Origin of the sequence: Dysgonomonas termitidis, assembly GCF_042654545.1 — a bacterium.
GTDB lineage: Bacteria > Bacteroidota > Bacteroidia > Bacteroidales > Dysgonomonadaceae > Dysgonomonas > Dysgonomonas termitidis.
This window is the reverse complement of record NZ_JBHSGN010000138.1, coordinates 1-20736: the sequence shown is the minus strand read 5'-3', so window position 1 is coordinate 20736 and position 20736 is coordinate 1. Positions and strand designations below refer to the sequence as shown.

Sequence of the window (20736 nt, the reverse complement as noted above, 5' to 3'; positions counted from 1 at the left end):
GTAGTTTATATTAAGCTGTCTAGAAGGAACAAAGATATATAAATTATTTGTATCCATATATATAAAACAATTTTTATAACTTCCGAAAATAAAAAAAGCCCGGAACTTCCGGGCTTTCTATATGGTTGCAGAGCGTTTTTTAGAATAAGAATTTGACACCGACAGTTAAATCGCCGATTTCAGTTCCATGTGTATCTCCATTGAATCTGAAAGAATTGCTGCTGTCGCCACCTTTCGGTTTAGAGCTATTGTAACGGGCGCTCAGTACGGTGAAAGAAGTTTCTACTGTAATCCAGTCATTGATTATATAATCAAAGCCCGGAGCTAAAGCTACAGCGATATTAGTCTCGTTCACCTTCAGTTTGGTCTCGCCGTTTCCATATTCAGTGCTTCCGAAAGAGAGAGGAAGCGCAGCTTGTCCGAAGAAGTAAAGTCCGCCGCTGATGTTCCAGTACTTTCTGGCAAAAGGCATGATAGAGATATCTGTAGATTTCTCGGTTTGTACACCGGCTATTTTCACTTTTCCCGATTCAAATCCTAAGGCCGCACCTACAGCTACGGAAGGAGAAATGAATGTTCCGACAAGAGGGGCAACTGTGAAGTCATTAATTTTTCTTTCAACAATTCCATCGGAAGAAGTTGTGTAAGATTTATCGCTTCCGAAGCCTAACTGACCTCCGACAAACCAAGTTCCTTTAAGACCATCTTGTGCGTTTACAAACAGGCAGGAAAATGCCAATGCGCTGACTAGTAAAATTTTTTTCATAATTTTTTAATTAATGTGATCGTTTTTAAGTTTGTTCTGCGGTGCAAATGTATATGCATTTTTCTTAATTTTAAAATTTATGATGGAAAATTTTGTTGTTCCTTTCGCATTTGCTTTGTTTACAATAGGATAGATCACGTATGAAAAATGTTTGAATAAGGACGGAAAAATAATCATAATGAAAGAAAAACGTGCCATATTCCGGATCTTTCTATAAATGAAAGAGATAGGCCTGTTTTATAAATTTAAATAAAAAATGCCGGGAATAGAGAGTTTGGTTCCTTATTCCCGGCATTGACAAATATTGTCCGTAGGGTCAGTATGACCTTTTATCTATTCCCTCTATATAATTCAAAAAGGCTGTATTTACCATCCTGTTGCCTCCCGCAGTAGGGTAGTTGCCCGAAAAATACCAGTCCCCTTTATGGCCGGGGCTGGCTTTATGGAGGTCCTCAATGGTTTGGAATACAATTTCTATCTTAGCCTGAGTCCCCTTTGGCGTAAGCATTTCGGCCATCTTTGTCGATATTTCTTCATTGGAGAACGGCGCGTATATTTCTTTTACATAGTTCACTATTTCTTCTTTAGGCTTATCCTTTTGCGCGAGAGATTTGCGGTACACCTCGTCGATAATGGATTGCAGCCCTCTTTCTTTGAGTAGTTCGATTGCAGCCCTGAATGCGGCAAACTCGCTCATGCGCGACATATCTATGCCATAGCAGTCGGGATACCGGATTTGCGGGGATGAGGATACGATAACTATCTTTTTGGGGTGCAGGCGGTCGAGTATTTTTATGATACTTTGTTTCAGGGTTGTTCCCCGTACAATGCTGTCGTCTATTACTACCAGGTTATCCTCATAAGGGCGTACCGAATCGTATGTTATATCATAAACGTGAGCTGCCAGGTCGTCGCGGCTGCCATCCTGCGCGATGAAAGTCCGTAACTTGATGTCTTTGATAACAACCTTTTCGGTGCGTACACGCATAGATAATATTCTTTGCAGCTCTTCTTCGGAAATGGATGCGCCTTTCTCTGTGATCTTCTTTAGTTTTACGTCATTCATATGCTTGTTTAAGGCCTCTGTCATGCCGAAGAATGCAACTTCCGCCGTATTGGGGATGAATGAGAAAACCGTATGCTGTATATCGTTGTCTATTGCTTTCAGGATAGGCGGAAGAAGGAGTTTGCCGAGATCTTTCCGTTCGTTGTATATATCCGCGTCCGAACCGCGTGAAAAGTAAATCCGTTCGAATGAACAAGGGGAGACATTTCGCGGTTCCTGTATCTGCGAAAACAATACCTGTCCGCTTTTTTTGATAATGATGGCCTGTCCCGGATTCAGCTCCTTTACTTCTGCTACGTCTAGATTGAGTGCCGTTTGGATAACAGGGCGTTCGGATGCCACCACGACAATCTCATCGTCATAGTAGTAGAAAGCCGGACGTATGCCGGCAGGATCTCTGTACACAAATCCATCGCCACAGCCGATAAGTCCGCCGATAGTGTATCCTCCGTCCCAGTTCTCACTGGCTTTGTTGAGCATGAAGTGTATATCGAGGTTTTTCTCTATCATGTCGTTCAGCTCTTCTCCTCTTACTTTGCGGTCTTTACCGAATTTGTCATACTGGAACTGAACTTCCCTGTCGAGGTGATGCCCGAGGGATTCGAGTAAAACGAATGTGTCGGCATAATCGCGCGGGTGTTGTCCTTCAGCCACCAGCGCTTCGAACAGTTCATCGACATTGGTCATGTTGAAGTTTCCTGCCAAAGCCAGGTTTCTCGACCGCCAGTTGCTGCGTCGAAGGAACGGATGCACATATGAGATGCCGCTCTTGCCCGTTGTGCTGTAACGCAAATGCCCTAAAAATAATTCACCTGCAAATGGCAGGTATTGGGTGGCATATGCAGGATCGTTTAATTTTTCGCGGGATGTTTTTTCGTAATTTTTATAGACATTCGAGAAGATTTCCGATATGGCGCCTGAGCCTGTGGCTCTTTCCCTGAATATAAATTCGCTTCCAGGAGGCGAGTCTAATTTTACCACAGCCAGTCCTGCGCCTTCCTGCCCGCGATTGTGCTGTTTTTCCATCAGCAGATACAGCTTATTCAGTCCGTATTGCCATGTACCGTACTTCTTTTGATAGTAGTCAAGCGGCTTTAGCAAGCGTATCATTACGATACCGCATTCGTGCTTCAAAGGCTCTGTCATATAAAGATCTCCTTCTGTTGAGAATTTGTTGAGAATAGTTATTCTTTTTTGAGGCTACAAAGATAATATGATTTTTTCTGTAATCCTAAAATATTATAGCTGCAAAAAGGGTATTAACAATAAGTAAGGGAAGCAGCGTGCAAATGGGAAACCGGTGTCGTCAACAGATATCTGTTGCATCAATAAATTTGATGTTTTTTCGTGCGGATTATGATATTATTTTTCATACGGTTTATCTATAGGGTAGATAGCTTATAGTTCTTTGAAGAAATGGGAAGGATTTAAAGATTCAATGTTTAAGAATTTAAAGATTGATTAGAAAAAGTAATGAAAAGTGTAACCTTTGTTACCTTTTAAGAAAGTTACGAGTTACTTCGCCCTTCGGGCAGTTACGAGTTACAAGTAAACAAGATACGAGTTATTAACTGATGATTGCTTACCGTAAAGCCACTTATGCGATAGCCAAAGCTAACGGCTAATAGCTATCAGCTAAAAGCTGAAACATGTGTTACCTTTATTACTTTTTCCGATTCGGTATCTATGCAATAGCTCTTTATCCATAGAAATAAAATATTCTTTGAAGAAAACTGATAAATGAAAAATATGTGCAAAAAGTGTAAAGTTTGTCAATTTTTAGGCAGAAGCTGCAAGCAAATAAATTATTAATTTTTCATTCTTAATTATTAATTGTTTTTTATCTTTGCTCCTTGTTACTCATTTTTACTCCTTTAGATGTTAGTTAAGGTTTTTGGCGCAGCTGTACAAGGTATACTCGCAACATTGATTACAATAGAAGTAAATTGTTCGAAAGGCATAAAATTTATGCTTGTCGGATTGCCTGACGCATCGGTAAAGGAAAGCCATGAGCGTATAGTCTCGGCTCTGCAGATAAACGGGTACAAATTTCCCCGGCAACAGATAGTTATCAACATGTCCCCGGCCGATATACGGAAAGAAGGTACAGCATATGACCTGCCTTTGGCTATGGGAATACTGGCAGCTTCGGACAGCCTGAAAGCTGATAAGCTGGAAAACTATATGATTATGGGAGAACTATCGCTCGATGGTACCATTCTTCCCATAAAAGGAGTGCTTCCTATAGCTATAAAAGCCAGGGAGCTTGGTTTCAAAGGTCTAGTGCTGCCCCGCAAAAATGCGCGGGAAGCGGCAGTGGTCGATAATCTGGACGTGTACGGCGTGGATAACATAAGCGAGGTAGCCGGCTTCTTTAATGGGGATACAGAACTGGAAAAGACTATAGTGGATACCCGTGCCGAATTTTACAGTTCCCGGCAGGTTTTCGAATTTGACTTTGCTGATGTAAAAGGGCAGGAGAACGTGAAACGGGCATTGGAGGTCGCAGCCTCGGGTGGGCACAATCTGATAATGATAGGTCCGCCGGGTGCAGGTAAGTCTATGATGGCGAAACGTATGCCTTCTATTCTTCCTCCTTTTATTTTACAGGAAGCCCTGGAAACGACAAAGATACATAGTGTGGCGGGTAAGATAGGGAATGAAACATCCTTGATGGCTCAACGGCCGTTCCGGAGTCCACATCATACTATTTCCGATGTGGCTCTCGTTGGCGGTGGCGCCTATCCCCAACCCGGAGAGATAAGCCTGGCGCACAACGGGGTTCTCTTTCTTGACGAATTACCTGAATTTAGCAGGAGCGTGCTGGAAGTTATGCGGCAACCACTCGAAGACAGGAAGATATCCATTTCGAGATCTAAATTTTCTGTCGAATATCCGGCCAGCTTTATGTTGGTTTCATCGATGAATCCATGCCCTTGCGGCTACTATAACCATCCCGAGAAGGAATGCGTCTGCCCTGGTGGAGCTGTTCAGAAATATCTGAACAAGATATCGGGACCGCTTCTCGACCGTATAGATATACACATCGAGATAGTTCCCGTACCGTTCGAGAAGATATCGGATAAGACACCTGCCGAAGCAAGCGAATCTATCAGAGAACGTGTTATAAAAGCAAGGGAAATACAAGAACAGCGCTTTAAGGATGAGGACGGGATATATTGTAATGCGCAAATGACACCCCGGCTTCTTGCCAGGTACGCGTCTCCTGACGATACAGGATTGCAGCTGTTAAAAACGGCAATGGACCGGTTCAATCTGTCGGCGAGAGCTTATGACAGGATATTGAAAGTGTCGCGTACAATTGCGGATTTGGATAGTTCCGAAAAAATACAGCCGAAACATTTGGCGGAAGCCATAAACTATCGTAATTTAGACCGGGAAACCTGGGCTGAGAAATAATATTAATATAAAGAACAAATCATGAAATTTACCGGTTTGAGTAATTCTATCTTTGAAAAATCAATTAATGATTATCACAAAACGAACAGTGTAGATAGTCCCATCAATAACCCTTATACTGAGAAATCAATAGAATATTTTCTGTATCTTAAAAACTGGATAGATACGGTTCAGTGGCATCTGGAAGATATTATCCGCGACCCGGACATCGATCCGTCGGAAGCTTTGCTTATAAAGCGCCGTATCGATAAATCGAATCAGGACAGGACAGATCTGGTGGAACTGATAGACAGTTATTTCCTTGATAAATATAAAGATATAAAAGTATTGCCTGAGGCCCGGATCAATACGGAAAGCCCGGCGTGGGCAATAGACCGTTTGTCTATCCTTGCTCTTAAGATATACCACATGCAACAGGAAGTGGACAGGAAAAACACGACAGCAGATCATCACGGGCAAGCATCGAAGAAGCTTCAGGTTTTACTTACGCAGCGTAAGGACCTTTCTACGGCTATAGAAGAATTATTAGAGGATATAGAGGCAGGAAAGAAATATATGAAAGTATATAAGCAGATGAAAATGTATAACGATCCTAGCCTTAATCCGGTATTATATACTAAAACACAATAACTTGCAGTCAATTTACAAACGATACAATTATGTCTAAAGTCCTGGTAATACGGATATCTTCTTTCGGAGATGTAGCTATGCTCGTTCCGGTAGTATATTCTGTTGCAGCAAAATATCCACAGGATCGTTTTTCTGTAATGACCCGGAAAGCATTCGCTCCATTATTCGAAAATCTGGGGTTTAACATCAATGTCATTCCTCTCGACATTAAGCGTAGGTACCGGGGAATAACAGGTTATTTCAGAGTGATGAGACGGCTGTCTGCCATGAGGTTTTCCCATGTAGCTGATGTGCACGATGTCTTGCGTTCCAAAGCTATTCGTCATTCTATGCTTCTAATGGGGCGTAAGGTCGCGCATATCGATAAAGGTAAGAATGAGAAAAGATCTGCGATAGCTCATAAACAGCTGGAACCACCGCTTAAACATACCATGCAGCGTTATCAGGAGGTTTTTGATAAACTGGGCTTTCCTGCGCCAATGGTATTTAATAATTTCTTTGATTTCGTCCCGCGGAATTTTACGGATCTTAAATCCGTCGTTAAAGAAAAGGATGGTAAGTGGGTAGGTATAGCCCCTTTCTCTAAGCATAGGGGTAAGATATATCCTTTGGAGAAGATGTCGAAGGTAATTGATATATTGTCAAAGGAAGAAGGTATTACTATATTCTTATTCGGTTCGGAAAAAGAAGAGCGAAGAGTGTTGTCCCATTGGGCATCGAAGTATCCGAATACAATTGACCTTACCGGAAAGCTTAATTTGCAGAAAGAAATACTTCTTATCTCATATCTGGATGTCATGCTGTCGATGGATTCGGCTAACATGCATCTTGCCTCATTGGTACAGGTGCCGGTAGTATCCGTGTGGGGAGCAACCCATCCTGCAATTGGCTTCTATGGATTCAGACAGGATATAGCAAATGCCATACAGGTCGATTTAGATTGCAGGCCATGTTCGGTTTTTGGGGAACTGCCTTGCCAGAGAGGGGACGAGGAATATGCCTGTATGGAAAGAATTACAGCAGAGTCCGTTGTTTCCCGAATCCACAAGGTTTTAGACAAGACAGAGCCATGAAAATTGCGATCCTTTCACCGTTCTATCCGTACAGGGGAGGGCTGGCACAGCTTAATGCCCGGTTGTACACTGAGCTTTCCGGGCACAATGAGGTGAAAGCATTTACATTTACAACTCTTTATCCCGATCTTCTTTTTCCGGGTAAAACGCAATATGTAGCCGAAGGAGATACAGCCACAGTGGTCGATAGTATCCGTGTATTGAACAGTATAAATCCTTTTAGCTATATCCGTACAGCCAGATGTATCAATAAGTATGCTCCCGATCTGCTTATTATACCTTACTGGATGTCTTTTCTTGCGCCGGCCTATGGCTCGGTGTGTCTTTTCCTTAATAAAAGGACTAAAATAGTGGCTCTCGTTCACAATGCCATTCCTCATGAGAAAAGGTTTGTGGATAAGTCTTTTGCCCGCTTTTTCTTCAATAGATGTAATGCATTTATTGTTATGAGTGAGCCTGTCCGGCAGGATTTACTCTCCCTGAAAAAAGATGCGCGGATACTATTACAGCCACATCCTATATATGACCAGTATGCTGAGCGTACGGATAAAGCCGCCGCATGTAAAAGGCTGGGAATTAGAGATGATAAGAAGAACCTCCTTTTCTTCGGACTTATACGGGATTATAAAGGCCTGGATATACTTATCGAGGCGATGGGAGTGCTGGATGGCTCCTATCAATTGATTATAGCCGGAGAGAGTTATGGCAGTTTTGACAAATATGCAGAACTGATTAATCAATCTCCTTTAAAAGACAATATCGTCGTCTTTGAGCAATATATCCCCGATGATATGGTTTCAACCTTATTCTCTGCCGCAGATGTACTGGTTCTGCCATATAAGTCCGCTACTCAAAGCGGGGTGGTAGCCTTGGCCTATCAGATGGAACTGCCTATGGTAGCTACGGATGTAGGAGCATTAGGCACTACTGTTAAGGACTCAAATACGGGTTTGGTGGTACCGGAGCCTGCTTCCGGAGATGTAGCTAAAGGCATAAGAGAATTTTTCGATTCGGATATACAATCCTACAGGGATAATCTCAAAAGAGAGAAGAAACGTTTGTCGTGGGGTAATTTCACCCGGTCAATCGAATCTTTCTTCTCTACATTGTAATATATCATCTGATTACTTCATGCCGAATAATCCATATTTAAGCATGCATATAAAGGCTCTTACACCATCTTTCCAGCCTATCTTCTTACCTTCTTCGTAAGTACGGCCATAATAAGAAATACCTACTTCATAGATTCTCACGTTGGGATATCTCGCCACCTTGGCTGTCACTTCCGGCTCAAAACCGAAACGCCTCTCCTGTAATGGGATAGACTTGATAATATCTGAACGGAAGAGTTTATAGCATGTTTCCATATCCGAAAGATTAAGGTTGGTAAACATATTGGAGACAAATGTCAATATCTGGTTCCCGATAGAATGCCAGAAAAAGAGTATGCGATGAGGCTTTCCTCCCATAAACCTTGAGCCGAATACAACATCAGCAAATCCGTCTATTACAGGCTTCAATAAGATATTGTACTCCTCCGGATCATATTCAAGATCGGCATCTTGTATGATTATATAGTCTCCTGCAGCTTCTTTGATGCCCCTGTGCAGAGCAGCTCCTTTGCCCATATTCACGGGTTGTTCGAAAAGCCTCATATCTGCCTGCGGATGCTCGGCCATATAGGCTTTTACAACCTCGACGGTATCATCTTTTGAGCAGTCGTTAACAATGATAATCTCTTTGTCGAAATTACCGATAAGGTTTACAGCCAAAACTTTATTAAGTATTAAATGTATTGTCCTGGCTTCGTTGTATGCAGGAATAACGATTGAAAGTTTCATGTTTATGTTATATTTATGTCTTCGTAAAAATCCTTTATTCCAATATGTTATCGAAATATGCTATCGTTTTTATCAACCCTTCTCTCAACTGTATTTTGGGCTCCCAGTCCAGTTTTTCTTTAGCCAGGGTAATGTCGGGTTTCCTTTGTTTAGGATCATCACTTGGCAGAGGCTCGAATACTAATTTTGATTTGGAACCTGTCAGCTCCAATATCAGTCTGGCCAGCTCAATCATGGTAAATTCACCCGGATTACCTGTATTTACAGGCCCAGTAAACGAATCATCGGTGGCCATCATTCTTATCATGGCTTCCACCATATCATCCACATACTGGAAGCTACGGGTCTGTGTCCCATCCCCGTATATCGTAATATCTTCCCCTTTCAGTGCCTGCACTATAAAGTTCGAAACCACACGTCCATCTTCCGGATTCATGCGGGGACCATATGTGTTGAATATGCGGACTATTTTGATCCTTACCCCGTTCTGACGGTGATAATCCATAAACAATGTCTCGGCACAGCGTTTTCCTTCATCATAACAAGAGCGTATCCCGATAGGGTTTACATTTCCCCAATATGACTCGGGCTGAGGGTGTATATGAGGATCGCCATAGACCTCGCTTGTCGAAGCCTGAAGTACTTTCGCTTTCAGGCGTTTTGCCAGTCCAAGCATATTGATGGCCCCCATGACGGAAGTCTTAATGGTCTTGATGGCATTGTACTGGTAATGAACCGGCGAAGCAGGACATGCAAGGTTGTATATTTGATCTACATCCACATGAAATGGATGAACGATATCATGCCTTATTAATTCAAAGTAGGGGTTGTCCAGTAAATGGACGACATTCTCTTTAGAGCCGGTGAAATAATTGTCTAGGCATAATACTTCATTGCCTTCGCTCAGAAGCCTTTCGCACAGATGTGACCCGATAAATCCGGCTCCCCCTGTTACAAGTATTTTTCTTCGAGTCATTTTTCTTGGTCTATCTTATTGTTTGTAAGTTCGTTTCGGAATACAAAGGAATAAAAAAATACAATCTGTCTGAAATTCTTTAACACTTTATTTACCTGAAACTATTTTCTTTATATCATTCAGCTTGTTTAAGGCTTCCATTGGTGTAAGGTTATTGACATCCAGCGACTTTATTTCATCCCTCACCTGGCTAAGCACAGGGTCGTCCAACTGGAAGAAACTAAGCTGGTAACCCTCCCTGTTTTCTTTGATATCGGTGATAGGCTTTGATATTCCCTGTTTACGGTTATCAGTTTCCAATTGTTTCAGTATATTATTCGCCCGTTTCACGATGCTCTGAGGCATGCCGGCCATCTTGGCCACATGAATACCGAAGCTGTGTTCGCTGCCACCCGGTATAAGTTTGCGCAGGAATATCACTTTGTTATCCACTTCCTTGACCGAAACATTGAAGTTTTTGATCCGTTTGAAAGACTTCTCCATCTCATTCAGTTCATGGTAGTGCGTGGCAAACAGGGTCTTTGCTTTTGCCTTCGGATGTTCGTGAATGTATTCCACAATAGCCCATGCAATGGATATACCGTCATAAGTGCTCGTTCCCCGGCCTAATTCGTCGAACAGGACGAGACTTCGCGGAGAGAGATTATTCAATATATCAGACGCTTCATTCATTTCCACCATAAAGGTTGATTCGCCCAGTGAAATATTATCCGATGCCCCTACGCGGGTGAATATCTTGTCTACCAGCCCTATCTGGGCAGATTCGGCAGGGACAAAACTACCGGCTTGCGCCATCAGTGTAATCAAAGCCGTTTGACGGAGCAGGGCCGATTTACCGGCCATATTCGGTCCGGTTATGATAATGATTTGCTGCGAATTGCTATCCAGAAAGACGTCGTTTGTTATATAGGATTCGCCTAATGGCAACTGCTTTTCAATGACCGGATGGCGGCCGTTCTTTATCTTCAATGCATCCGTGTCATTGATCTCGGGACGGATATATTTGTTCTCCTTGGCTACTTTGGCAAACGAGAGCAGGCAGTCGGTCTGCGCGATCAGGTTCGCGTTCACCTGTATAGTTGGTATGTATTCTACAAGGCTGAGTACAAGATCGTTAAAAAGAGATGTTTCGAGGGACAGAATCTTCTCTTCCGCACCCAGGATCTTCTCTTCATAGTCTTTCAGTTCCTGTGTGATATAACGTTCTGCATTTACCAGTGTCTGCTTACGTATCCATTCGGCCGGAACTTTATCCTTGTGCGCGTTCCGGACTTCGATATAATAACCGAATACACTGTTGAAACTTATCTTGAGAGAGGAGATGCCGGTGGCTTCAGTCTCCCGTTGTTGTATTTTCAGCAGGTAATCTTTTCCGGAGAAAGCAATATCACGTAACTCGTCGAGGTCGGCGTTTACCCCTTTGCTTATAACGTTCCCACGATTCAGCATTGCGGGTGGATCGGGATATATCTCTTTCTCTATGCGGTCGCGGATAACAGGACAGGGGTTGAGTTTTTCCCCTATTTCCCTCAGGCTCGGTTCACTTGATGCCAGGAATGCCTCACGTATCGGCTCTATGGCTTTTAATGCCACTTTCAACTGGACTACTTCACGCGGGGTAATTCTGTTTACGGCTACTTTGGATATAATGCGTTCCAGGTCTCCGATTAATGAAAGTTGTTCTTCCAGCAGGCCTTTTAATTCCAGATCCCTGAAGAAGTATTCAACTACGGATAGCCGGCTGTTTATAGGCTTTGCTTCTTTCAGCGGGAATACCATCCAGCGGCGAAGCATACGCGCGCCCATCGGCGATGTTGTCCTGTCCAGAATGTCGAGGAGGCTTTTTCCTCCTTCGTTCATGGTGGAAATGAGTTCGAGGCTGCGGACTGTGAATTTATCCAGACGGACGTACTTATCTTCCTCTATGCGGGAAAGCGAAGTGATATGCCCTATCTGTGTATGTTGGGTGACATCGAGATAATGGAGGATCGTTCCTGCCGCGATTACCCCGTTTGTCAGATGTTCTACGCCGAATCCTTTCAGGTTCTTTGTTTCAAAGTGTTTCAACAGCCTGTCTCTGGCAGTATCTTCCGTAAATACCCAGTCGTCGAGCTCGAATATGAAGAAACGTGTTCCGAAATATTCTTCAAACAGCTTTTTCTTGCTTCTTTCCACCAGGACTTCTTTCGGGGAGAAGTTGGTGAGCAGTTTGTCTACATATTCCTTAGTTCCTTCCGCTACAAGATATTCCCCTGTGGAAATATCGAGCAGTGAAATGCCACAGCTGCTTTTCGCAAAATGTACCGCACAGAGAAAATTGTTCTCTTTATGATTGAGGATATTGTCATTAATGGATACCCCGGGAGTGACAAGTTCCGTAATTCCCCGTTTTACAATTGTTTTGGTCAGCTTTGGGTCTTCCAGCTGGTCGCAGATAGCGACTCGTTTACCTGCCCGTACCAGTTTCGGCAGATAAGTATCCAGTGCATGGTGAGGAAATCCGGCCAGTTCGACAAATTGTGCTGATCCATTGGCCCGCCGGGTAAGTGTTATCCCCAGTATCTCGGCGGCATCGATGGCATCTTGTGAAAAAGTCTCGTAAAAGTCACCCACACGAAACAGCAATATAGCATCAGGATGTTTACTCTTGATTTCCAGATATTGTTTCATCAACGGGGTTTCGGCTACTTTCTTCGACACAGTTATTATGTTTATTTAGATGTATTCTTTATAGTTAAATTACAAGTAAGCAAAGATAGAAAATAATTAATAATTAAGAATGAAGAATTAATAATTCGTTTGCTTGCAGCTTCTGTGTAAAACTTGACAAACTTGACACTTTTTGCACATATTTTTCATTTATCAGTTTCCTTCAAAGAATATTTTATCTATGGATAAAGGAGATCCCGCAAAGGCGCCAAGCCGGAAAAAGGTTACAAAAGTGACAGATTTGCCATAGTACATGACAAAAATTTCTTTTTCTCTTTGCGCTCTTCGTGTAACTCTCCCCGGATATTGTATAGATAAAGTTTTAGAGATTTATTAATAATTCGCATAAATAACATAGCTTAACCATTTTTTGTCCAAAGCCAGATCCGGAAAAACACAAAAAGAGATCAGAGTGAATTTTCACCCCAATCTCTTTTCAGTTACTTTCTTTTAAAAGAGTCTTTTACAGCATCTTTAGGCTAATATTCGTCTTCGTTGAAGAAGAAGTCTTCTTTGCTCGGATAATCGGGCCAGATATCTTCGATTGTATCAAAGATTTCATCCTCATCCTCGATCTCCTGTAAGTTTTCTATTACTTCCAGGGGGGCGCCTGAACGTTGAGCATAGTCTATTAACTCTTCCTTTGTTGCAGGCCATGGTGCATCTTCTAATTTCGATGCAAGTTCTAAAGTCCAGTACATAATATCTTAGTTTTATTTATTTTGCCGGTTTGGTTATATTTTCGCAAAAATAGAACTTTATTTCTTATATCAAAGTCTGATTCCAAAATATTTCTTTTCCTTTCTTGTTACTTTCTTTCCTGGCTAGTAAGAAAAAGTAATCTGAGAGCCGGTTTACGAACATTAAAACGTGTTCATCCACCGGAAATTCTTCCTTCACCCGGTATATGCAACGTTCGGTTCTCCGGCAGACTGTCCGGCATATATGTGCCCGTGATGCGGACTCGCTTCCTCCCGGTAATACGAATTGGCGAAGAGACGGCAGTTCGCTGTCCATCCTGTCCATCTCGTTTTCCAGCAGCGCTATATCTTTTTCTGTAATGATACTTGCTGCTTTGGGGGGCATCGCTTCGGTTTCAGTGGCAAGATATGAACCTACCGTGAACAATTTATGCTGAATATAGGATAATGTTTCCAGGTCATGTTTGTCGTCTATTTCTTCTATCAGAAATCCGACGAAAGAATTCAGCTCGTCGGCAGTGCCATAAGCTTCGAGCCTGACATGGGATTTAGCTACCCGTTTTCCTCCGACAAGGGAAGTTGTTCCCTTATCTCCCGTTTTTGTATATACCAAGCTTTTCTTCATCTATCAATGATCTGTTTAAACCGTGAATATTAAAGAGGCCTGCAGCCCTAAAAACTTATCTGATAATTCCATCTGTACAACTGTCTGTCGAAAAATAAAATTCCGGTATTGAACAGATCGAGTACAGCTGTCCGCGACTCTATATTTAAAATACTTCTCCATAACATCTGGTAGCGTTTATTTGTTCGGATACCTTTCACAATAATGAATGTTTTTTCGTGAGAAAGTTCCGACAGGTACTTGTTTATATCTGCCGGCAGATGATTGTAGTTGTTGAGGTCGATCAATATGCAGTCCTGCTTATTTGTTAGAACGGGTAGCGCCGCTTCTGTATGCAGATTTATCTTCCTTGCCCAGTTATGGTACAATTTGCGGGCCAGGGCTGCTTTCTGTTCCGATATTTCTATGCATGTACATTCTGTATTGGAATACGGTGCTGTCAGGCATAGGGAGTTAACCCCAAAGCCGGAACCTATTTCCAGAACCCTTTTCACCTCGAAGTGATTGGCCAGCTTAAACATCAGCTTATTCTGTTTGTTGAGCTTGAAATGTTTTTCTTTCAGGCTGTCAAGCGCGAATTTTATATCGTCATAGGCGTGGTAGGGTGCTTTTTCTTCTATGACTTTTGTCACCAGATTGAAGACAAAGGGGGAATGTATGCCATGTCCCCGGTGATGGCGTACTTTATATAATAATTTCAATCCTGTCCTTGAAAGTTTGTATATGCGCGGCATATCAGAATAGCTTAACGTAGTAGGTCAACTTAACCGAAATAACCCTGTTGGCAGAGCGGTTGAAAAAATCGGATTTACTGTTTTTGTAAATATCTCCAAGGCCGAATGTATATCGTCCTTCCAATGCAAAATGACCGATGCCCGACCTGAATTCGAGCCCCATGCCTCCCATAAGGGCGTAATCTATCTTTCTCTCGGGCTTACGGTAATACTGATATGTCATAAAAGAAGGGCTCAGACTGCCGCTTGCCAGTGCGTCGGATAGTGCCTGGTTCATCTTTTCACTGTCGTTGAGGAGGAAGCTGAGCTTGGGCCCCAGATTGAAGAAGACACGTACCTTATTTCCAAAGTAGATATGGGTAAGTATAGGCAATTCCAGGTAATTTAATTGATGGGAATGCTGGTATGGGGACAGTTCTCCCGATTCGCTCGGCTCAAAGTATTGCTCCCATCCTTGTTGAGAATAGTTCAGTTCGGCTATCAGCCCCAGATTCTTTTCGGAAATATAGCGTATAGCAAGCCCCCCGGAATATTGCTGGAGGTTTTTGGTACTTATAGTTCCCCCGTCATTCAGTGCCCTGTTGGGGTCGAAGCTGACGGATGAAAGCGTAGGGCCGAATCCGACACCTATGTTCCACTCAGGTTCGAACTTTTTGTCCTGTCCGTTTGCGACAACGGTAAAGAGTGACGACAACAATAATAGGATAAAGAATCTGTTTGTCATTTTTTATCTGCTGATATCTGTTTTTTCAATGCCTGATCCTGTTTTATACTGGATAAGGTATAACCCGTTGTTGATGAATCCTCCCCTGTCGTTTATGCGTTGGAAGTGCGCGGCTGATTGCAGGGTAGGAACTTTGAGGTTAGATATATTGTTCTCAAAACTGCTGCCGTATCTGTTGAGTGCTGTCAGGAAATAAAGTCCTGCGTCGTATCCCAGATAGCCGTATTTGGGATATGAATTTATAAGGTTCTTATTGTACCATTTTTTGTATTCGCTTACAAAGTCTTTGACATCATTCTGTTGTTCATCGAGGAAGAATATACTGTAGATGTAAGAGTCGTATTTATGCAACCCGCCCGTATGCTGTGAATATGTCTGCCACTCGGGGTAACCGAACAGGGTTACGGCTTCTGTAGTCAGCGAATTCATTGCGGCCAGCACTTTGCGCAGCGTGATTTCTGACGAGGAGGCAGGAATCAGTATGTTCTTTTCTGTACCTTCCATCACATTCCTTATATCTGTAATCAGATTGTCGGAACTTGCAGTGGATTTGAAGGGTATATTCGACTTTGACAGTTCTTTTTTCAGGGTGTTCGTGAAGTCTGATTTATCATTGTCAGAGCCAGCTTCGGAGACGAAGATTATATTGTAGTCCCTGAACTTGTCCTTGAATGCAGATGATATTTCAGTGTACAGGCTTGAATGGGATGTGGTCATCTGAAATAATGTCGGTGTATTTTCTATGTCATTTGTCGAACCGAAAGGTATAACGTATTTAATCCCTGTTTTCTTAGAGAATTTGGTCAATACATCTATCTGCTGCTTGGATACGCCTCCGATTATCAGATGGAGATTTTTTATTTCGTTTGTACCCAGCAGGCTTTCAAGTTTTTTCGTACTCTTTTCGGTTCCGATGTCGAAGGCATATATCTCGGCGTTAAGGCCTCTGCTTTTCATTTCCTTAACGGCCAACAGGAAGCCTTCGTAATATTCGGCCAGTTTTTCTTTCTGGATGCTGCCGTGATTGTCAAGGAACGGAAGCAGGACTCCTATACGGACTGTCTCTCCTTTTGTAGCATAGGGGGTTTCTGTCCGTACAGCCTTTTGTTCATTGGTGGTAAGCCTTGGCTCCTGTATCTGCCTTCTTGGGATAACCAGAGTCATTCCCTCTTTCAATCCGCCGTCTTTCAACGAGGGGTTTGAATTCAGGAGAGCTTCTACGGATATGCCCTGGTTTTTCCCTATACTGTATAGCGTTTCGCCTTTTTGTACTTTGTATTCCATATTCGGGCTTGCATATCCTCCGTTTGTCACGGTTGGGGCTATAGTCGCATATCCGCCTGTAAACACAGGAATACGGATGGTTTTCCCCTTGCTGAATGTCTTTTCGTCCAGTCCCGGATTTGCGTCTTTGAGGTTGTCCACGGATATATGATACATCCGCGATACGGAATAGAGCGTTTCTTTCGGCTCAATCAGATGACTGCTGTAATTTGCCACTTTCCGCCCTTTTTCTATTTTCAGCTTATTTCCGGCTTTGATTCCCTTTTCGGCCTCCGGGTTAAGTCTGTAAATGGATTGCACGGTGGTGTTATATGCAGCGGCTATGGAGTACGCGGTTTCCCCTTTCACTACAGTATGTGTGATAACAGCATCCGGCGCCTGCTCAACTGCTGTGGCACTCGCTATATTCAAATCATTATGTCCTTCAGCAGACAGGTCCAATGCAGATGCAGCTAACAGAATCAATGATAGGAATAGTATATTCTTAAATTTAGATTTCATGCTGATTGTTGTTAAGTAAAGGCACAAAAATACAAAAAAATGGTTTCGTATTCAGATATAACGTTTTTTATTACTCTTTGTTATTTATATTTTTCCCATAATCCGGAATATACGGTTTCCCGGCAGTTGTCAATAAACTGCGGCATATTCTCATCGGTAAGGTTATCTGTAGAAATGGGTTCATGGACAATTAGTTCAAGTTTGCAGGGATTGATGAGGTATGTGTTTATTCTCATCAGGTCGAAAGGGCCGTTTACTGTAACCGGTACAACAGGCAATCCCATTTCTTTTGCAATAACGAATGCTCCGCGTTTGAACCGCCCCATTTTACCTGTATTAGTTCTTGCTCCTTCGGGGAATATTACCATCGAAGAGCCTTCTCCAAGCTGTTCTTCGGCTTTGATAATAGTTTCTTTCCTCGATTTCAGGTTGGAGTGGTCTACAAATACATGTCCTGCAATTTCGGAGGCTTTACCAACAAACGGGATTTTACGCAGTTCCTGTTTCTGCACCCATTTTATATTCTGGTTCAGATACCCGTATATAAGGAAAATATCGAAGGCGCCCTGATGATTGGGTACAAATACATATGATTGGTCAGGGTCGAGTTTCCCGTGGCGGACAACCTTAATCCGGCATAAGGCCAGCCGGCAGGACAGTTTGCTCCAAAGACGAGGCGGATAATAACCCCAAAATGTACGGTCACCTATAAGGCAGCCAATCATAACTGTGACAGCCGTAATAATAGTCGCCAATACAAAAATAGGGGCGAATATGAACAGCTGGTACAGAAAGAGAATAACTTTCTTCATAATTATGATATTCTGGTTCAATATGCAAAAATACATTTTTTAATTAAGAGTGTATTTAAGTTTTTCCTACGAAGTTGTTCCGGATATGGAAAGATTCTCAAAATATTTATCTGACCTGAATATCCCGGAAATTATATACATACTCGGTTCCTGTGATTATTAATGCGAATTGGTAGGTGGGTTTTAATGTTCGATTTTTAGTTACAAGTTACTACACCCTGTGGGCAGTTACAAGTTACGAGTAGGCTTATGCACATAGGGCTAAAGACTGAAGAGCCTCTGTCTTGCCTTCACATCGCGGTTCCGGCCTCGTCCAGCAGGCGGGATACCCAATCCGTAAATCGGCGTTAGCCAAAAATAAGCCGGTAGGCGAATTAGAAAAATCGAACATTAAAACCCCACTACTGCCATTATTATCTCCTTTTTATAAAAATAAATAAGGTTTCGCCAATTCCTTGACGAAACCTTATTATACAATTACGATATAACCTATTTTTTCTTTAATATTATTTTTTCCAGCTACCACCGCCGAGATAGAATCCTACAGTTATTAAGAAATAGCCGTTTGAAGAAGATATGCTCTGGTTACCAATTTCAAACTTTGAAGAAGGAACAAGATTATAGCTTGCTGCCATTCTGAATTTTTTATATTCGAAACCTGCTCTTAACAATCCGCCGAACTTACCGGATGTATCAGCACCCAGATCAGTATCATTGACTTTGATTGTCGCCAAGCTGTAATAGCCGGCACCGGCGCCTACAAATGGGGCAAAACTGGAAGTTCCCTTGTTGAAATAGTAATCGAAAGTAGCCAGATAGGCTTCATTTCCTGATACACTTCCCTCAGCTTCTCCTACTTCTTTAGCCATGAACGCATCTTCGATACGGATACCCACGTTCATATTATCTTTCAGGTTGTATTTAAACTCTAATGCAGCCCCAATACCTCCTCCTCCTTTGGGTATCGCATAACCGAGGTCTAATCCGCCTCTGAACTTTCCGGCTTCCTGAGCATTAGTAGAAAAAATCGACACGATCATTGCAATAGCAGATAATAATAAATATTTTTTCATTTCAAATTGATTTTACGTCTGTTCCTGTTCAGACATTTGGTTAATAAATTAATTTTAGCCTAATGGAAAAAACCAGTCAGACTAAATCAGACATAAAAATATCTGCCAATTTTGTAGAATTTTTGAATTTTCACTTTTAAGACGAATTTATTTGAGTAATTCCTAAAGGTCAAGTCGTAACCTGAGATTTATTATACGCCCGGACAGACATCAGACCCGATCCCGAAACGTTTACCCGAACGTACCGATTTTGGTTACAGACATCAAAAGCGCTATCTTTGTGTTTTTAACACTAAAAATTAGTAAAAATGGAAGGAACTCCGAATTGTCCGGTGTGCAGCATGGAAAACACTTATTTCGACGGTACGGCATATGTTTGCCCCGATTGCTTTCACGAATGGACAGGCGAAGCAAACACAGAAGCAGAAGACACAACCCCCAGGGATAGCAATGGTACAGAATTGCTTGATGGTGATGCTGTTACAGTTATTAAAGACCTGAAAGTAAAAGGTTCGTCGATGGTTATCAAGCGCGGAACAAAAGTAAAAAGCATCCGCCTGACAGAAGAACCGACAGAAGTAGACTGCAAAATAGACGGGTCGGGCATCGTTTTAAAAACCTGTTTCCTGAAAAAGGGATAAGGACCTGCTCATATTATATCCGGAGGTGTTCATAACTTTAACGTTACGGACATCTTTTTTATCCGGATACTCCTTAACTTTGCACGCTATGCAATATGATTTATTTTCACAATACAAATATAAGTTCTTCAGCCTGGGCAGCGGCAGCAGCGGAAACTGTTACTATCTGGGAACCAAAGAAAACGGTATCCTTATAGATGCCGGAATAGGTATCCGTAATGTAACGAAAGCATTACGCGAATACGGGGTCGCTTTCGAGAAGATTAAAGCAATCCTTATCACGCACGACCATGCCGACCACATCAAAACCGTCGGATGCTTCGGCGACAAGTATAACATCCCTATTTATGCGACCGAGACCGTACACGAAGGCATTCAGCGCAACAGGGTCGTCCAGGCCAAGCTGTACCAATCAAAAAGGGTCATAGAGAAAGAGATAGCGTTTGCAATCGATGACTTTAATATAACAGCCTTTGATGTGCCGCATGACAGCATCGAAAACGTGGGCTACCACATCGAGTTTGACGGGCAGGCTCTTGTCATCGTAACGGATATAGGCCGGATTACCGACAAAATAAGGAATTATGCGTGCAGGGCCAACCACCTTGTGATAGAAGCCAACTATGACGAATATATGCTTCAGACAGGCAGATACCCGTATTATCTCAAGGAACGGATAAAAAACGGTATGGGGCACCTGAGCAACCGTCTTTCGGCCGAATTTATTGCGAGTATCTACAATGAAAACCTCCGGAATATCTGGCTATGCCATCTCAGCCAGGACAATAACCATCCGGAAATCGCATTCAAGACCGTAGAACAGGCATTGGCCACCAACGGCGTTGTCGTAAACAGGGATGTAAAACTGGAGACCCTCAGCAGATATAAGGTTTCGGGATTGAGAGAATTCTGACAAGCCGGATTCGTAAATATTTCAAAAGAACTTTATCTATATATTGCTTTTAGCCGTTAGCTATCAGCTGATAGTTCTTTGAAGTATTGATTAAAGCAGTTACGAGTTACAAGTAAACAAGATACGAGTAGACAAGACACGAGATACAAGTTGTTAACTGATGACTGTTTACTGTTAACTGAAACAAGTGTTACCTTTGTTACCTTTAAAAGTTATCACCAAAATTCGCCAAGAAAACAAACGAAAA

The 20736-nt window shown here is 42.4% G+C and carries 18 protein-coding genes; 6 read left to right on the top strand and 12 right to left on the bottom strand.

The features are described from left to right. Positions 1 to 139: 139 nt before the first annotated feature. Positions 140 to 766 carry a hypothetical protein gene (locus ACFO6W_RS22590; protein WP_380000755.1) on the bottom strand — a complete coding sequence of 209 codons (627 nt, stop codon included), beginning with the start codon at positions 764 to 766 and terminating at the stop codon, positions 140 to 142. Positions 767 to 1082: 316 nt separating this feature from the next. Continuing rightward, the gene (locus ACFO6W_RS22585) at positions 1083 to 2978 is read right to left on the bottom strand and encodes an amidophosphoribosyltransferase (protein ID WP_380000753.1); all 1896 of its coding nucleotides are present in this window, start codon (positions 2976 to 2978) and stop codon (positions 1083 to 1085) included. 732 nt (positions 2979 to 3710) lie between these two features. Between ACFO6W_RS22585 and ACFO6W_RS22580 the strand changes: the two genes are divergently transcribed. Genes ACFO6W_RS22580 through ACFO6W_RS22565 form a run of 4 tightly spaced genes read left to right on the top strand, consistent with a single transcriptional unit; the run spans position 3711 to position 8067 of the window. Next, positions 3711 to 5252 (top strand): YifB family Mg chelatase-like AAA ATPase, encoded by a 1542-nt coding sequence (locus ACFO6W_RS22580; RefSeq protein ID WP_380000751.1) that lies wholly within the window; start codon positions 3711 to 3713, stop codon positions 5250 to 5252. A 21-nt stretch (positions 5253 to 5273) separates the two neighbouring features. Further along, positions 5274 to 5882: a DUF4254 domain-containing protein gene (locus ACFO6W_RS22575; protein ID WP_380000749.1), complete on the top strand. Its 609-nt coding sequence runs from the start codon at positions 5274 to 5276 to the stop codon at positions 5880 to 5882. Between the two features lie 29 nt (positions 5883 to 5911). Next, positions 5912 to 6955, top strand: coding sequence for a glycosyltransferase family 9 protein (locus tag ACFO6W_RS22570; RefSeq protein WP_380000747.1), 1044 nt, complete (start codon positions 5912 to 5914; stop codon positions 6953 to 6955). Beyond that, the gene (locus ACFO6W_RS22565) at positions 6952 to 8067 is read left to right on the top strand and encodes a glycosyltransferase (RefSeq protein WP_380000745.1); all 1116 of its coding nucleotides are present in this window, start codon (positions 6952 to 6954) and stop codon (positions 8065 to 8067) included. Before ACFO6W_RS22570 ends, ACFO6W_RS22565 begins: the two co-directional genes overlap by 4 nt. A 12-nt stretch (positions 8068 to 8079) precedes the next feature. Here the strand turns inward: ACFO6W_RS22565 and ACFO6W_RS22560 are convergent, their stop codons facing one another. The 10 genes from ACFO6W_RS22560 to ACFO6W_RS22515 form a co-directional block, all read right to left on the bottom strand. Then, positions 8080 to 8796: a glycosyltransferase family 2 protein gene (locus ACFO6W_RS22560; protein ID WP_380000743.1), complete on the bottom strand. Its 717-nt coding sequence runs from the start codon at positions 8794 to 8796 to the stop codon at positions 8080 to 8082. A gap of 34 nt (positions 8797 to 8830) precedes the next feature. Beyond that, positions 8831 to 9772, bottom strand: coding sequence for a UDP-glucuronic acid decarboxylase family protein (locus ACFO6W_RS22555; RefSeq protein ID WP_380000741.1), 942 nt, complete (start codon positions 9770 to 9772; stop codon positions 8831 to 8833). Positions 9773 to 9859: 87 nt separating this feature from the next. Then, entirely contained in the window at positions 9860 to 12442 is a 2583-nt protein-coding gene (gene mutS, locus ACFO6W_RS22550; RefSeq protein ID WP_380000793.1) for a DNA mismatch repair protein MutS, read from the bottom strand. 518 nt (positions 12443 to 12960) lie between these two features. After that, a complete protein-coding gene (locus ACFO6W_RS22545; RefSeq protein WP_006800744.1) occupies positions 12961 to 13182 on the bottom strand; it encodes a DUF2795 domain-containing protein in 222 nt (73 codons plus the stop codon). A 64-nt stretch (positions 13183 to 13246) separates the two neighbouring features. Next, complete coding sequence (locus ACFO6W_RS22540) at positions 13247 to 13807, bottom strand: cob(I)yrinic acid a,c-diamide adenosyltransferase (protein WP_380000738.1); 561 nt, start codon at positions 13805 to 13807, stop codon at positions 13247 to 13249. Between the two features lie 47 nt (positions 13808 to 13854). Further along, on the bottom strand, positions 13855 to 14541 hold the full coding sequence (locus tag ACFO6W_RS22535) for a methyltransferase domain-containing protein (RefSeq protein WP_380000735.1): 687 nt from the start codon (positions 14539 to 14541) through the stop codon (positions 13855 to 13857). A 1-nt stretch (position 14542) separates the two neighbouring features. Continuing rightward, on the bottom strand, positions 14543 to 15265 hold the full coding sequence (locus ACFO6W_RS22530; protein ID WP_380000733.1) for a porin family protein: 723 nt from the start codon (positions 15263 to 15265) through the stop codon (positions 14543 to 14545). A gap of 3 nt (positions 15266 to 15268) precedes the next feature. Further along, positions 15269 to 17050, bottom strand: coding sequence for a LysM peptidoglycan-binding domain-containing protein (locus tag ACFO6W_RS22525; protein ID WP_380000731.1), 1782 nt, complete (start codon positions 17048 to 17050; stop codon positions 15269 to 15271). 80 nt (positions 17051 to 17130) lie between these two features. Beyond that, a complete protein-coding gene (locus ACFO6W_RS22520; RefSeq protein WP_380000729.1) occupies positions 17131 to 17862 on the bottom strand; it encodes a lysophospholipid acyltransferase family protein in 732 nt (243 codons plus the stop codon). A 506-nt stretch (positions 17863 to 18368) separates the two neighbouring features. Further along, positions 18369 to 18935 carry a hypothetical protein gene (locus tag ACFO6W_RS22515; RefSeq protein ID WP_380000727.1) on the bottom strand — a complete coding sequence of 189 codons (567 nt, stop codon included), beginning with the start codon at positions 18933 to 18935 and terminating at the stop codon, positions 18369 to 18371. Positions 18936 to 19243: 308 nt separating this feature from the next. On the opposite strand from ACFO6W_RS22515, the gene ACFO6W_RS22510 reads away from it, so the two are divergent. Together ACFO6W_RS22510 and ACFO6W_RS22505 are read left to right on the top strand one after the other, a co-directional pair. After that, entirely contained in the window at positions 19244 to 19576 is a 333-nt protein-coding gene (locus ACFO6W_RS22510; RefSeq protein WP_380000725.1) for a zinc ribbon domain-containing protein YjdM, read from the top strand. A gap of 88 nt (positions 19577 to 19664) precedes the next feature. Further along, positions 19665 to 20489, top strand: coding sequence for an MBL fold metallo-hydrolase (locus ACFO6W_RS22505; RefSeq protein WP_380000723.1), 825 nt, complete (start codon positions 19665 to 19667; stop codon positions 20487 to 20489). The last annotated feature ends 247 nt before the right edge of the window (positions 20490 to 20736 follow it).